This window comes from Kitasatospora sp. MAA19, assembly GCF_029894125.1.
GTDB lineage: Bacteria > Actinomycetota > Actinomycetes > Streptomycetales > Streptomycetaceae > Kitasatospora.
In genome coordinates, this window is record NZ_JARXYZ010000014.1 from 189,878 (window position 1) to 203,809 (window position 13,932).

Below are 13,932 nucleotides of genomic sequence, written 5' to 3' on the forward strand. Positions count from 1 at the left end.
TGGTGGTCCTTGAGGTGGTGGCGAGCGAGTGACGGCGGACGGGTCGCGGTGAAGGGGGATCGCGGCGAACGGACCGGGGCGAAGGGGTCGGTGCGAAAGGTCGGTGCGAACAGCGAACGGATCACAGCTGACAGATAACAGATTTCGAAATCTGTTATCTGTCAGCTGTTCGCTGACATCTGTTCGCCGTCGCACCCGCCCGCCGTCAGCTGTCAGCGGCTACTTGGGCGCGTCCACGCCCGCGGCCTTGGCGATGTCACCGAGCATGGCGTCGGCGGCCTGGACACCGATGCCGGACATCCAGGTCTCGTCCGGGACGGTGAAGACCTTGCCGTTCTTGACCGCGTTCAGGCTCTGCCAGACCGGGGTCTGCTGGACCTCGCTCTCCTTGGTCTTGGACGGGTCGTCGGCGGTGGTGACGAACACCAGGTCGGCGTCGGCCTGGTTCACCTGCTCGGCACTCACCTCGATGATGTTCTTGTCGACGTCCTGGGCGGCCGGGCGGGCCAGGCCGACGTCCTTGAGCACCACACCGCTGTAGGAGGCCTTGGCGTAGAGGCGGGTCGGTCCGGCCACGAAGCGGACCACCGAGGCGGTCGGCATGGTGCCGCCGTTCTTCGCCTTGATCTCCTCGCCGAGCTTGGCGGCCCGCGCCTGGTAGTCGGCGAGCGCCTTCTTCGCCTCGTCCTCCTTGCCGAGCGCCTGCGCGTAGAGGGCGAGGTTCTCCTTCCACGGGAACCCGGTGGTCTCGGCGAGCACGGTCGGCGCGATCGCGTTCAGCTGGTCGTAGACCTTGGCGTGGCGGACCTTGGAGGAGAGGATCAGGTCCGGCTTGAGGGAGGCGATCAGCTCCAGGTTCGGCTCGTTCATCGGGCCGACGTCCTTGGTGTCCTTGATCTTGTCCTTGAGGTAGTTCGGGAACCCGCCCTCGGTCTTCATGTGCGGCGACACCGCGCCGACCGGCGTGATGCCGAGCAACGTGACGTCGTCGAGCTCGCCGCTGTCCAGCACCACGACGCGCTTGGGCTGGGCCTTGATCTGGGCCGTCCCGGCGGCGTGGGTGACGCTGCGTGGGAAGACGGCGGAGGCGCCGGTGCTCGCGGAGGCGCCGGACTGGGCGGCGTCCCCGCCCTGCTTGCTGCCCCCGTCGCTGCCGCAGGCGGCGAGCAGCGTGGTGGAGAGGGCGACGGCGAGGACGGCGACGGGGAGTCGGCGGTTCATGGGGTTCCTTGGATCGGGACGAACGGGTCGTCGGGGGATTCGAGGGAGGGGGATTCGGGGGAGGGGGTTGGTCAGCGGCCGGTGGCACGCGACCGGGTCCGCGACCGGGGGACGACCAGCGGCGTGCCGGTCTCCGGGTCGGGCACCACCCGGCACGGCACCTGGAACACGGCCTCGACCAACTCGGCGGTGAGGACCTCCGTGGGCGGCCCGGCGGCGGCGAGCCGCCCGTCCTTGAGCACCACCAGGTGGTCGGCGTACCGGGCTGCCTGCCCGAGGTCGTGCAGCACCATGACGACGGTGCGCCCGGCCTCGGCGTGCAGATCGGCGACCAGGTCGAGGACGTCGAGCTGGTGGCGCAGGTCGAGGAAGGTGGTCGGCTCGTCGAGCAGCAGCAGTTCGGTGTCCTGGGCGAGCGCGAGCGCGATCCAGGCCCGCTGGCGCTGCCCGCCGGAGAGCCGGTCGACCTGCTGGTCGCGCAGTTCGGCGGTGCCGGTCCGGGCGAGTGCCTCCTCGACGGCCGCCTGGTCGGTCTTGGACCACGGGCTGAGCATCCGTTGGTGCGGGTACCGGCCGAGCCGTACCAGCGCCTCGACGGTGATCGCCTCGGGGGTGACCGGCTGTTGCGGCAGCAGGCCCATCCGCTTGGCGAGCGCCCGGGCGGGCATCCGGTGGACGTCGGAGCCGTCCAGGGTGACGGTGCCGGCGGCCGGGTCGAGCAGTCGGACCAGTCCGCGCAGCAGCGTCGACTTGCCGCAGGCGTTGGGCCCGACGATGGCGGTGACGGCGCCGCCGGGCAGTTCGAGGTCGAGCCCGTCGACGATCGTCCGGTCGCCGTAGCGCAGGTCGAGGCCGTGGGCGGCGAGCCGGTTGGCGGTGGTGACGGACTCGACGGTCGTCGTCGTGGACGTCATCAGGTGCTCCTCTGAGGAGGCCGGCCCTGGCGGATCATCAGCGCCAGGAGCCAGGGCGCGCCGAGCGTGGCGGTGACGGCACCGACCGGCAGGCCGTGGACGGGGATCACATGGAGTACGAGGAGGTCGGCGGACAGCAGCAGGACGGCGCCGGTGAGCGCGGTGAGTCCGAGCGTGCCGAGGGTGGGCGGTCCGGCGAGCAGCCGGACCAGGTGCGGCACGGCGAGCGCGACGAACGCGACCGGGCCGGTGAGGGCGGCGGCCAGCGAGGCGAGGGTGATGCCGAGCAGCAGCAGCCGCAGCCGGTCCCGGCCGGGGTTGAGGCCGAGGCCGCCGGCCGAGTCGTCGCCGAGGTCGAGGACCGCGACCCGCCGCTGGCAGAGCAGCACGGCGAGGGCGGTCAGCGCGATGGCGGTGCCGCCGATCCACACCTCGGTCCAGTTGCGGCCGTACAACGAGCCGGTGGTCCACTGCATCGCGGAGGCGGCCAGCTCGGCCGGGAACCGTACGATCATCAGGTTCACGGCGGCGGCGAGGCCCTGCTGTACCGCCAGACCGACCAGCACCAGCCGGGTGACGGCCATCTTCGAGCGCCAGGCGAGGCCGCCGAGCAGCAGCGCCGCCAGCAGTCCGCCGCCGAGCGCGGCCAGCGGGATCAGCTGCTGGGAGGCGCCGGTGGCGAGCATCAGCACCGCGCCGAAGGACGCGCCGCCGGTGACGCCGATGGTGTCGGGGGAGGCCAGCGGGTTGCGGAAGAGCCGCTGGAGCATCGAGCCGGCCATCGCCAGCGCGGCCCCGGCGATCAGCGCCGACACCACCCGGGGCGCCCGGAACTGCTGCACCACCAGGACGTTTCCGGGATCGCCCTGTCCGACGAGGGCACGCAGCGCGTCCCACCCGGACAGGCTCACCTGCCCGGTGCCGAGCGCGACCGCGGTCAGGACCACCAGGAGGGCGGCGGCCAGTGCCGACCACGCGGCGGTGCGGGCCCGGCGGCGGGTGAGGGTGCCGACGGGCACGGCGAGCGCGGTCACCGGGCCACCTTCCGGGCCAGGACCGCGAGCAGCGGCGCGCCGAGGAAGGCGGTCACGATGCCGACCTCGATCTCGGAGGGGCGCACCACGAGCCGTCCGAGCACGTCGGCGGCGAGCAGCAGCAGCGGACCGGCGATCAGGCAGCCGGGCAGCAGCCAGCGGTGGTCGTTGCCGAACAGCGGGCGGACCAGGTGCGGCGCGGCCAGTCCGATGAACGCCACCGGCCCGGCGACGGCGACCGCGCTGCCCGCGAGCAGGACCACGGCCAGCCCACCGGCCAGCCGGATCCGGGCCACCGGCACGCCGAGCGACTGGGCGGCCTCGTCGCCGAGGGCCAGCGCGTTGAGGGCGGGCGAGATCGCGAACGCGCCCAGCAGACCGAGCGCCAGGAACGGCAGCACGGGGGTGAGGGTGTCCAACTGCCGCCCGCCGATCGAGCCGGCCAGCCAGAACCGGGCCTCGTCCAGGGTGCGGTGACTGGCCAGCATGAGCGCGGAGGTCCACGAGGTGAGCACCACGGTGAGCACGGTGCCGCCGAGCGCGAGCCGGACCGGGTCGAGGTCGCCGCCGCGCCGGGACATCGCGTACGCGGCGACCGCGGCGACGGCCGCCCCGGCGAAGGCGAACCAGACGTACTGGACGGGCCGGCCGAGGTCCAGCGCGTAGATCGCGGCGACCACGGCGAGGCTCGCGCCGGCGTTGACACCGAGGGTGACCGGGGAGGCCAGCGGGTTGCGGGTGACGCCCTGGGCGACCGCCCCGGCGACGCCGAGCGCGGCCCCGACGGCCAGTCCGATCACCGTCCGCGGCACGCGAAGGCCCGTCACCACGTCGGCGTCGCCGCCGTGGGCGGCCCCGGTGAGCGCGTCGGCCACGGTGGACAGCGGGATGGATCGGGAGCCGAGCGCGAGGCTCAGCGCGGCACACAACACGAGCGCGCCCGCACCGGCGACCAGCAGCAGGGGCCGCCGGAGCGCCGAGGATCGAGGTGTCGCCGGGGCTGTTGTGGCCGGCGGGTCGGTTCTCAACACGGTCGACATCTTAGGTTAGGTTTCCCTAAGTTCGTCAATGTCGAGCCGGTTGTCCCGAATGTCGGAACCTTGCCCCGGTTCGACCCCGGGTGACGCACCCCTTGGGGCATTGTAAGGTGAGCCTCACCTTATTCGATCATGCGGAGTCGATCTACGGAGCGCCGATGATCCCCGGAACACCCCTGCCCGTCGCGCCGACGTCCACCCTGCCGGGCGACTACCGGCGCCTGCGGGCGCTCTGCCCGGTGCTGAAGCTGCGCCTGCTCGACGCCGCCGAACCCGACCCCCGTGCCGCCGACGGCTGGTACTCAGGGGCCGAACTCGCCACCGACGAACGGGCGCTGGCCGCCGCCCTGGCCGGCGAGGAGGAGCGCATCGCCGCCGAACACGGTCGCGCCTCCCGCCCGCACGTCACCGCCTCCCGACTGCTGCACCACTACGTCTGGTCGGCCGGCCTGCTCATCGCCGGGCCCTGGCACCTCGCCCGGAAAGTCCCCGTCATCGACCCCGCCGACCTCTGGCTGCACGCCCCCACCGGGGACCTCGCGCTGCGCCCGCGCGGCCACGTCAGCCTCCCCGGCGACGACGAACTGCGCGCCGAACTGCGGGCCGCCGTCGTCACCCACGTCGAACCGGTGCTCGCCGCGTTCGCCGCCCCCAGCCGGCGCCGGGACCGCGCGCTCTGGGGCATGGTGACGGACGACCTCGCCTCCGCCGTCTGGTACCTCGGCCGGATGCTCGGCGAGGAGGACGCCGCGGTCGCCGCCGCCGAGGCGCTCCTGCCCGGCGGCACCCTCCCGTTGCCCGGGGCCGCCGACTTCCGCCGCCTGCACACCCCCGACGGGCGCGGCCACCACACCCGTACCCGGCTCGGCTGCTGCCTCTACTACGCCGTCAAGCCCGAGGCCGTCGCCTGTCTGACCTGCCCGCGCACCGGCGACGAGGAGCGGCTGCGCCGGTTCTGAGGCGGCGTCCGCTCGCGGATCGCACGGGACGGTCGGTTGTCGGTCAGCGGCAGAGCCACGACCACCGGGAACCGGTCGGCCGTATCAGTGTCAGTGGCCTCCGCTAGGGTCGCGCCATGATCGATTCGACGACGCGGGTCAGGATCGCCCGCCCCTCGCACGACCTCGCGGCGGCCGAGCGCTTCTACGTCGGCGGCCTCGGCCTGGACGTGCTCTGGCGCACCACCGAGCGGGTGTCCGGCGAGCACGACCTGCTCATGGTCGGCCCGCCCGGCGGCGCCTGGCACTTCGAGCTCACCCACGACCCGGAGAAGCCGCTGAAGCCCACCCCGACGGTCGACGACCTGTTCGTCGTCTACCTCGGCGCGCCCGTGGACGAGGCCTTGGTCGCCCGCCTGGAGGCCGCAGGCGGCACCCGGGTCCGGGCCCACAACCCGTACTGGGAGGAGTTCGGCGTGACGATATCCGACCCGGACGGCTACCGGCTGGTGCTCTGCTCCCGTGGCTGGGGGGCCTGAGCGCTCTCCCGCTCCCGGTCGGGCCCGGCCGTCCCGCCGCCGCCGCGCAGCACCGCCACGCCCCGGTCCAGGTCCACGCCGAAGTGTGGCGGCGCCCCGGCCTGCGCGTCGTCCCGCAGCGTCAACTGCTCCCGGCGCTGCTCGATCTGCACCTGCTTGCCCGGGCTGAACAGTGCGTGCAGCTCCTCCAGGCCGCCGCCCAGGCCCACCCCGGTGGACCCGCCGTCCGGCCGCCGACGCCCCGACGACTCGCCCTGGATCTGCCACACCGCCAGCAGCACCAGCCCGAGCACTGCCGCCACCGCCGACGCCACCCCCACGATCACTCCCATGCACACCCAACGCCGCGGGGCCGTGGCGGCGTTCCCGGAAAATGCCGCGCCGAAGGCGGCGTGCACCCGTTACCCTGCCGCGCGGACCGAAGGAGAACCCTCACCATGACCGTGCGCGGAACCACCGTGGACATCCCGACGGCGGACGGCATCGCCGACGCCTACCTCACCCACCCCGACGACGGACGGGCACACCCCGGTGTCCTCCTCTACATGGACGCCTTCGGGGTCCGGCCCCACCTGCAGGAGAAGGCCGACCGGCTCGCCCAGGCCGGGTACACCGTGCTGCTCCCCAACGCCTACTACCGGCACGGCCGCGCGCCGGTCGTGGAGCTGCCGCAGCTCATCGACCCGGACAACGACCCGACGATCTTCGATCGGCTGGTCCCGCTGCTCACCACCCTCACCCCCGAGGTGACCACCCGCGACGCGGACGCCTACCTGCGCTGGCTCGCCGAGTCCCCGCTGGTCGAGAACGGCCCGGTCGGTCTCACCGGCTACTGCCGCGGCGCCCTGCTCGCCCTGCGGACGGCCGCCAGTCACCCGGACCGGGTCGCGGCCGTGGCCGGCTTCCACGGCGGCAACCTCGCCACCGAGGCGCCGGACAGCCCGCACCTGGGGGCCGGCCGGATCACCGCCGAGCTGTACTTCGGCCACGCCGACCAGGACCCGTCCCTGCCTCCCGAGCAGATCGACCGGCTCGCCGAGGCCCTCACCGCCGCCGGAGTCCGCCACCGGGCGGAGGTCTACCCGGGTGCCACGCACGGCTACACCCAGGCCGACACCACCCGCTACGTCGCGGCCGCCGACGAGCGGCACTGGGAGGCGCTGCTCGACCTGTTCAAGCGGACCCTGCCGGCCTGAGCCGGTCGGGGGCCGGTCGGGGGCCGGTCGGGACCGGTCGGGGCCGGTCGGGGGGCATACTCGGTCGACCTGGGGTGGGGGAGGCGCATACGGACGGAGCGTAGGGAGTCCGATCCGGGCCCGGGGCGGCAGAGTTGGCGGGACGGTCGACAGCGCCTGCTCTTCGCCCTTCGGCTACGTGACGGACACGAAGTATTCGGATTGCCGTGTCGCCGGGCGGCCAGGGTCTGGTGCCTGACGGCGAGTCCGGGCCGGTCGACGACCTGCCCGCCAGGGCGTCGGGGAGACGCCCAGGACTCGTAGCGGCGGTGAGTGTGGACCCGCGTCACCCGGCGCCGCAGGCCGGGACCACGCGGGCGGATCCAAGGGGGGAATCGAACATGCAGACCAAGCAGTACGTGCAGGAACTACGGGGTGCCCGGGGTGCCCGGGGCGCACGGGGCATGCGGGAGGTGCGGGACGCCATCGCGCAGGCGCTGGCCGAGCACGTCCCAGACGGCGTTCGGCAGGGCGAACTCGACCGTGGTGGACGGGTGTTGCGCTGGGTGGAGGCGGGGCACGGCGGCCCGCCGGTGGTCCTGGTCGCGGGCAACGGCACCTCGTCGCTGACCTGGGCGCCGGTACTGCCCGAACTGGCCGCGCACGGCCGGATCGTGGCGTACGACCGGGCCGGGCTCGGCGCCAGCGACCCCGACGGCGCCACCGGCCCGTCGCTGGAGTCCCCGATCGGGGACCTGGCCGCCCTGGTGGAGCACCTCGACGCCGGACCGGCCGTCCTGGTCGGGCACAGCTGGGGCGGCCAGCTGGCCCAGTTCCTCGCCTGGAAGCGGCCGGAACTGGTGGCCGGCCTGGTCCTGGTGGATCCGGCGCACGAGGAGTTCCAGCCACCGGCCATCCGCGTCGCCGAGGCCGTCCTGTTGCGGTTGTGGCAGGTCCGGGCGGCAGTGGCACCCGCCGCACGTGATGCCGGGGGACTCCTCGCGAGGGCAGAGGCGGCCGTCGGCGCCCACCGCCACCAGCGGCGGACCGTCCTCGACGAGAACCGGCTGTCGACCCTCGCGGTCTCCGAGATCCGGCGGCGGCGCCGCGGCGCGCGGCTGCCCGAGGTGCCGGTGACGGTGCTGAGCGCGACCGACGGGCTGCCCGGAGCGATGCGCGCCCGCTGGACCGTCCTGCAGTCGCGCATCGCCGCCGGGGCCGTCAGGGGTTCGCACATCGTGGTGCACGGCGCCGGCCACGCCATCCACGCCGACCAGCCGGGGGCCGTCGCCGCCGCCGTCCTGGAGGTCGTCGAGCACGCCCGGCAGGCCCGGGAGGCCTGACCGCACGGGCACCCAACCCCTGGCCGGACAGCGCCTGCTGAGCCGTCGGCCCCCTCTGGCACACTGGGGGCCGAACGGCCCGCTGGGGAGGGTCATGACACATGGGGGCGGGAGTATGGGGGGTCCGGGTGCCGTGCTCGGCGGGCGGTACACGCTGGTCGAGCGGATCGGCGGCGGGGGGATGGGCATCGTCTGGCGCGCGGACGACGCGGTGCTGGCGCGATCGGTCGCCGTCAAGATCCTGCACTCGGCGCTGTTCGAGGACGACACCTTCATCCAGCGCTTCCGGCGGGAGGCCCAACTGGTCGCCGCGATCGACCACCCCGCCGTCGTGGACGTCCACGACTACGGCGAGAGCGGCGGCAGCGGCGACGCCGGCGAAGGGGACGCGAGCGACAAGGGCGGCGAGGCCGGCGGCGACGCCGGGGAGCGCTGCGCCTACATCGTCATGGAGCTGGTCGACGGCCGGCCGCTGGACCGGGTCCTCGCCGCGGAGGGGCCGATGCCCCCCGAGCGCGCCCTCGACCTGGTCGCCGCCGCCCTGGACGGCCTGCACGCCGCGCACCGGCGGGAGATCGTGCACCGGGACCTCAAACCGTCCAACCTGATGGTGCGTTCCGACGGCCGGATGGTCATCACCGACTTCGGCATCGCCCGGGCGATCGCCAGTACCAAGATCACCGCCTCGCACGCGATCGTCGGCACCGCGCTCTACATGGCCCCCGAGCAGGCCGAGGGCGCGGGCACCGGACCGGCCTCGGACCTCTACTCGATCGGCGTGGTCTGCTACGAACTGCTCACCGGGACGCCGCCGTTCGTCGGCGAGGGAGTGTTGGAGGTCGCGCTCAAGCACGTCCGCCAGCCGGTGCCGGAGCTGCCGGGGACGTTCCCGGCGGCGGTCCGCGAGCTGGTCGCGAAGGCGCTGGCCAAGAAGCCCGAGGACCGGTACGCCGACGCCGCCGAGATGGCGGCCGCGGCCCGGGCGGCGATCGGCTCGGCGGGTGCGGCGGGCGTGGCCGGCACACCGGCCGACAGCGGGACGGTCGACCTCAGGGCGGGGGCCGGGGGAGCGCCCGGCGGAGCGGCGGTGGCAGGCGGGGCGGCGGGTGGCGGAGCCGGGAGCGCCGGGGAGGAGAAGCCGGGTGCGCCGGTGCCGGTCGCGGACGCGGCCGTCCGGCCCGGGCCGGACGAGGTCGCGAAGGTGGAGCCGCAGGCGGCGACCGAGCCGGGCAAGCGCCGATCGCGGCGCACGCTGCTGGTACCGGTGATCGTCCCCCTGGTCATCTCGATGGGGACGGCGACCGTCCTGCTCGTGGACCGGACGCCCGACCACTCGGACGCGTCCGTGCCGCCCGCCGCCCAGACGACCGTCGTCGTGACGGCCCCGGCGGCCCCGGGCACCCCGTCGGCCTCGGCCACGACGCCGCCCGCCACGCCCGTACCGACCGACACCCCGGCCGCCACCCAGTTCCCGGCCGCCGACCAGCAGACGGGCGCCCCGAACCAGCCGGGCGCACCCGCACCGGGCACCGTCCCGGGATCCGCGCAGGGCGGCAACGGCGCCTCGGCGGGCCGGGGTTCGGGCACCGGCACTGGCACCGGTGCCGGCGCGGGCGCGGCGGCCGGGGGCAACGCGGCGGGCGGCGGGTCCGCAGGCGGGGCCTCCGGCGGTCAGGCCAACCCGCCCGGCACCGGCACCGGTGCCGGAGCCGGCGGCACGGCCAACCAGCCCGCCAACTCCAACCCGCAGCCCCCGGCCCAGAACGCGGCCGGTGGCTCCCCGGCCGGGGGCGGCTCCCCGTCCGGCGGCGGATCGCCCTCGGGCGGCGGCAACCCGCCGGCCCCGCAGACCCCCGCCCGGCCCCCGTCCTGCGGCGGCAGCTCCTGGAGCACCATCGTCAGCGTCAAGGACGGTCACCCCATCGGGATGGCCCACGACGACCTGAGCGGCGACAACCCGATCGTGGTGGGCGGCGCGTCCCAGTACGGCTGGGTGCGGGCGACCAACCCCGGCTCCTGGATCCTGTTCAACGCCTGCAACAGCGGCGGTCCGCAGCTCGTCCAGACCATGGACGGCAAGGTCACCCTGAGCGGCGGTTTCAGCTTCCTGACGAACTGGACGGTGCGCAACGGCTCGGCCCAGGGCTCCTATACCCTGGCCGACTACCAGAACCAGAGCTGCATGACCGACAACGGCGTGGGGAACGCGGTCACCATGGTCACCTGCACCCCCGGCAACGCGGCCCAGGAATGGCGGTTCCAGTGACGGGCGACGCCGTTGTCCTCTACTGGCGCCCGCTGTGCACCTACTGCATGAACCTGCGCCTGGGGCTGCTCTTCACCCGCCTGCGCTACAGCCGGCGGTTCACCATGGTGAACATCTGGAAGGACCCGGACGCCGCCGCCTTCGTGCGCTCGGTCGCGGACGGCAACGAGACCGTGCCGACGGTCACCGTGGCCGGTCGCCCGATGGTGAACCCGTCGGTCCGCCAACTGCTGGCGGCCGTCCGGGAGTACGCGCCGGAAGCCGGCTCGGGGAAGTCACGTTGACGGGCCCGCGCGGGGCGGACGAACCCCGGCTCCCCCGGGCGGGGATGACGATCAGCCTCCGGATCCGCAGGGACGTGGTGGTGGTCGACCCCGAGCGCTTCCTGGCCGCGGCCCGCGCGGCGTTTCGGGAGCTCAACCCCGAGGCCACCGAGGAGGAGACGGCCCGGCACGTCCCGGACACGACCGAGGCCGTCTTCGCTCTGCTGGACCGTTTCGGCGGGCTCGCCCCCGACCTGCCGGACGCGGGGGCCGGCCGCTGCGGGCCGATCCCCGGGCGCCGCGTACTCGACCGCTCCGACGGGCTGTCCCCGGCGGGGGAGATCCTGCAGGTCGTGCTCGACGAGCCGCAGCCGCTCCAGGACGTCGCCCTCCTGCTGACCGCCGAGGGCTGGGACCCTTTCGCCCTGGGCTGTGGTCGTGGAGTCAAGGGCTGATCGCCGATCGCAGGAAGCAGGAAGCAGGAAGCAGGAAGCAGGAAGCACGGCGACCAGGCTGACGCCTGACCCACGCCTCTGGCTTTCGACAGAGCAGTACCTCATCCCCAGGTCGTATGCAGACACGCACCACGGCCGCCGACAATTGGCCGATGGCCCCCACCTCCCGAAATCCGTTCACGGCCCCTGGCGAACAGGGCCGGGGGCTGTGGCGCGCGCTCGCGGAAGTGACCGGCGGCGCGTGGCTGATGCTCCTCACCCAGGAGGTCCTACGGGGCCGGGGCCCGTCCGGAGAGGTCCAGCTCCTCCTCGGTGCCGTCGCCCTCGCCCTGCTCGCCGTCCGCCGTCGCTTCCCCGTGATCAGCCTGCTGGGCATCTCCGCCGTCCTTGGCCTGCTGCCCGCCGCCGGGTTGCCGGCCGCCATGACCGCGTACACCACGGCCAAGCACCTGGTGGTCCCCCGGCGCCGGAGCGCCGTGCTGCTGGCCCCGACCGTTCTGTCGACGCTGGCCTGTGCCGCCTTCGCCCCGGGCCTCGGGCTCGGCAGCCACCCGTTCGGGTTCGCGCTCGGCGCCGTACTCGCCGCCACCACGCTGGTGGTGCCGGGACTGCTCGGAATGTCGGGCGGACAGGAGGTGCGGCTGCTGCGGGCGCTCCGGGATCGTGCCGACGCCGCGGAGGCGACCCGCCGGCTCGCGGACAGCGAGTCCAAGATGCATGAGCGGTCCCGGATCGCCGCCGAGATGCACGACCTGGTCGGCCACCGGCTCAGCCTGATCTCGCTGCACGCGGGCGGCCTGGAGATGGCACTGCAGAAGGAGTCGCCCGAACTGCGCGACGAGGCGGTCCTGGTGCGCCGGGCCACCGGGGACGCGATGCGCGAGCTGCGTGAAGTGCTCGGCGTCCTGGGCCCGTTGGGGCGGGACACCGGGACCGACGCCCTGACCGGCAGCACGGGCACCCGATCCGACGTCGAGGCGCTGGCCGAGGAGTCGCGCGGCGGCGGCATACCCGTCGATCTCACCTGGGACGGCCCCGACCTGACCGACCGCGCGGCCCAGGTGCGGCGTGCGGTGCACCGGGTGGTGCGCGAGTCGCTGACCAACGTGCACCGGTACGCCGCCGGAGCCCGTGTCACCGTGGTGGTCACGCACACCGACAGCCGTGTGGAGGTGCTCGTACGCAACGGACTGCCGCCCGTGGCCCCGGAAGCGGCGACCGGCCTGGGCTCGGGGCGTGGCCTCGTCGGGCTGCGGGAACGGGTGGCACTGCTCGGCGGCACCCTGGAGGCGGGCCCGACGCCGGCCGGTGGTTTCGCGGTGACGGCACGGATCCCGGCGCAGCCGGACCCGGGAGCGAGCCTGGCCGCCGTGGGCGCCCCGCCGCGTGAATCGCCGTCCGAGCCGCGCTCCGACGACTCACCCGCTGGTGTCCAACGCCGTGTCGTGAGTGCCCTCAGCGGGCTCCTCGGCCTCATCGGCGTGGGCGTGATGATGATGTGCGGCTTCTTCCTGGTCGCCCAGGGGTTCCCGGACCCCGCCCCCCGCAAACCCGAGCAGCCCCGGATCGGGATGTCCCGCAAGATGGTGGAGGAGGCCCTGTACGGGGACAGCACATCGGCGCGCGCGGCGGCGACGGGTCGGGAGCCGGCCCATCCGAAGTCCGTGACGAGCTGCATGTACTCGACGTTTCAGTTCGAGGACTCCACGCCGCCGGCCGAGGGCGCCGGCCCCGGGGACGCCGCTGCCGCGGGCGCCGAGAAGGACCCCGATCACCTCAGGATCACCCGGTTCTGCTTCCGTGGCGATACCTTGGCCACGATCGACCGCTTCACCGTACCGGTGGTGTCGCGCACGCCACCGTGGGAGTCCCCATGACCGAGTTCCCCGCTTCCGACCACCGCCCGATCCGGGTCCTGCTCGCCGACGACGAGGAGCTGATCCGGCACGGCGTCCGGCTGATCCTGCGCCATGCCGAGGGCATCGAGGTGGTCGGCGAGGCGACGAACGGTGAGGAGGCCGTGCGGGTCGCCGCCGAGACCCGTCCCGACGTGGCCCTGATCGACATCCGGATGCCCGTGCTCGACGGGCTCGCCACGATCGAGCGGCTCCTCGCCCTCAGCCCCCGGCCGCAGGTCGTCATGCTCACCACCTTCGGCGACGAGCAGAACGTCACGCGCGCGCTGCGCTCCGGCGCCACCGGCTTCCTCCTCAAGGACGAGGGCCCGCACGAGCTGATCAGCGCGGTACGGGCCGCCTCTACGGGCGACGCGGTGCTCTCACCCAAGGTCACCCGCACCGTCATCGAGCGCATGCTCGACGGCGCTGCCGGTGCCGGCGCGCCGGGACCCGAAGGGGCGTCAGCACCGGCCGCCGAATCCGTCCCCGAACAGCGCCTGGCAGCGCTCACCGGCCGGGAGCGCGACGTCCTGACCCTGCTGGGCCGGGGCCTGGCCAACGCGGAGATCGGCCGTCATCTGGGCATCGGCGTGGGCACGGTGAAGACCCACGTCAGCGCCGTGCTGGTGAAGACGGGCACGGACAGCCGGGTCCAGGCGGCGGTCCTCGCCTACCGGACGGGGCTGCTGTCCTGAGCAGCGACCCCGCACACCGTCTCTGCCGTAGGACAGAGACGGCCGTCCGCCCCGAGGACTACGCGCGACCTCGCGCCGGACCTTTGACAGACGCCTCATTCACGCCCTGAGGCCGACGGTTCGGCAGTACGGCACATCGAGGATGAGAGGCAGC

Annotated in this window: 14 protein-coding genes; 9 read left to right on the forward strand and 5 right to left on the reverse strand. The window is 74.0% G+C overall.

All coding sequences use genetic code 11. The features are described from left to right. Window positions 1–219 precede the first annotated feature (219 nt). The 4 genes from P3T27_RS22435 to P3T27_RS22450 form a co-directional block, all read right to left on the reverse strand. Window positions 220–1,221, reverse strand: a complete 1,002-nt coding sequence (locus P3T27_RS22435; protein WP_280681135.1) for an iron-siderophore ABC transporter substrate-binding protein — start codon at window positions 1,219–1,221, stop codon at window positions 220–222. A 71-nt stretch (window positions 1,222–1,292) separates the two neighbouring features. Continuing rightward, on the reverse strand, window positions 1,293–2,135 hold the full coding sequence (locus P3T27_RS22440; protein WP_280681138.1) for an ABC transporter ATP-binding protein: 843 nt from the start codon (window positions 2,133–2,135) through the stop codon (window positions 1,293–1,295). Beyond that, complete coding sequence (locus tag P3T27_RS22445) at window positions 2,135–3,100, reverse strand: iron ABC transporter permease (RefSeq protein WP_280681230.1); 966 nt, start codon at window positions 3,098–3,100, stop codon at window positions 2,135–2,137. Before P3T27_RS22445 ends, P3T27_RS22440 begins: the two co-directional genes overlap by 1 nt. Window positions 3,101–3,165: 65 nt before the next feature. Further along, window positions 3,166–4,131, reverse strand: coding sequence for an iron ABC transporter permease (locus P3T27_RS22450; protein WP_280681232.1), 966 nt, complete (start codon window positions 4,129–4,131; stop codon window positions 3,166–3,168). 233 nt (window positions 4,132–4,364) lie between these two features. Between P3T27_RS22450 and P3T27_RS22455 the strand changes: the two genes are divergently transcribed. Together P3T27_RS22455 and P3T27_RS22460 are read left to right on the forward strand one after the other, a co-directional pair. Continuing rightward, a complete protein-coding gene (locus tag P3T27_RS22455) occupies window positions 4,365–5,165 on the forward strand; it encodes a (2Fe-2S)-binding protein (protein ID WP_280681140.1) in 801 nt (266 codons plus the stop codon). Between the two features lie 116 nt (window positions 5,166–5,281). Then, window positions 5,282–5,683 carry a VOC family protein gene (locus P3T27_RS22460; protein ID WP_280681141.1) on the forward strand — a complete coding sequence of 134 codons (402 nt, stop codon included), beginning with the start codon at window positions 5,282–5,284 and terminating at the stop codon, window positions 5,681–5,683. On the opposite strand, the gene P3T27_RS22465 is transcribed toward P3T27_RS22460, so the two are convergent. Next, window positions 5,644–6,015, reverse strand: coding sequence for a DUF6191 domain-containing protein (locus P3T27_RS22465; protein WP_280681143.1), 372 nt, complete (start codon window positions 6,013–6,015; stop codon window positions 5,644–5,646). The two genes, P3T27_RS22460 and P3T27_RS22465, sit on opposite strands and share 40 nt — an antisense overlap. A gap of 105 nt (window positions 6,016–6,120) precedes the next feature. Here P3T27_RS22465 and P3T27_RS22470 point away from each other — a divergent pair, with 105 nt between their 5' ends. The 7 genes from P3T27_RS22470 (at window position 6,121) to P3T27_RS22500 (ending at window position 13,778) form a co-directional block, all read left to right on the forward strand. Continuing rightward, window positions 6,121–6,879 (forward strand): dienelactone hydrolase family protein, encoded by a 759-nt coding sequence (locus P3T27_RS22470; protein WP_280681148.1) that lies wholly within the window; start codon window positions 6,121–6,123, stop codon window positions 6,877–6,879. A gap of 380 nt (window positions 6,880–7,259) precedes the next feature. Beyond that, the gene (locus P3T27_RS22475; RefSeq protein ID WP_280681150.1) at window positions 7,260–8,201 is read left to right on the forward strand and encodes an alpha/beta hydrolase; all 942 of its coding nucleotides are present in this window, start codon (window positions 7,260–7,262) and stop codon (window positions 8,199–8,201) included. A 115-nt stretch (window positions 8,202–8,316) separates the two neighbouring features. Beyond that, complete coding sequence (locus tag P3T27_RS22480; RefSeq protein WP_280681152.1) at window positions 8,317–10,467, forward strand: serine/threonine-protein kinase; 2,151 nt, start codon at window positions 8,317–8,319, stop codon at window positions 10,465–10,467. Then, a complete protein-coding gene (locus P3T27_RS22485) occupies window positions 10,452–10,751 on the forward strand; it encodes a glutaredoxin domain-containing protein (RefSeq protein ID WP_280681154.1) in 300 nt (99 codons plus the stop codon). Before P3T27_RS22480 ends, P3T27_RS22485 begins: the two co-directional genes overlap by 16 nt. A 44-nt stretch (window positions 10,752–10,795) precedes the next feature. Then, the gene (locus P3T27_RS22490) at window positions 10,796–11,185 is read left to right on the forward strand and encodes a hypothetical protein (protein WP_280681157.1); all 390 of its coding nucleotides are present in this window, start codon (window positions 10,796–10,798) and stop codon (window positions 11,183–11,185) included. Between the two features lie 152 nt (window positions 11,186–11,337). Next, window positions 11,338–13,062 carry a histidine kinase gene (locus P3T27_RS22495; RefSeq protein WP_280681159.1) on the forward strand — a complete coding sequence of 575 codons (1,725 nt, stop codon included), beginning with the start codon at window positions 11,338–11,340 and terminating at the stop codon, window positions 13,060–13,062. Next, a complete protein-coding gene (locus P3T27_RS22500; RefSeq protein ID WP_280681161.1) occupies window positions 13,059–13,778 on the forward strand; it encodes a response regulator transcription factor in 720 nt (239 codons plus the stop codon). The genes P3T27_RS22495 and P3T27_RS22500 overlap by 4 nt, the downstream gene beginning before the upstream one ends. Window positions 13,779–13,932 lie beyond the last annotated feature (154 nt).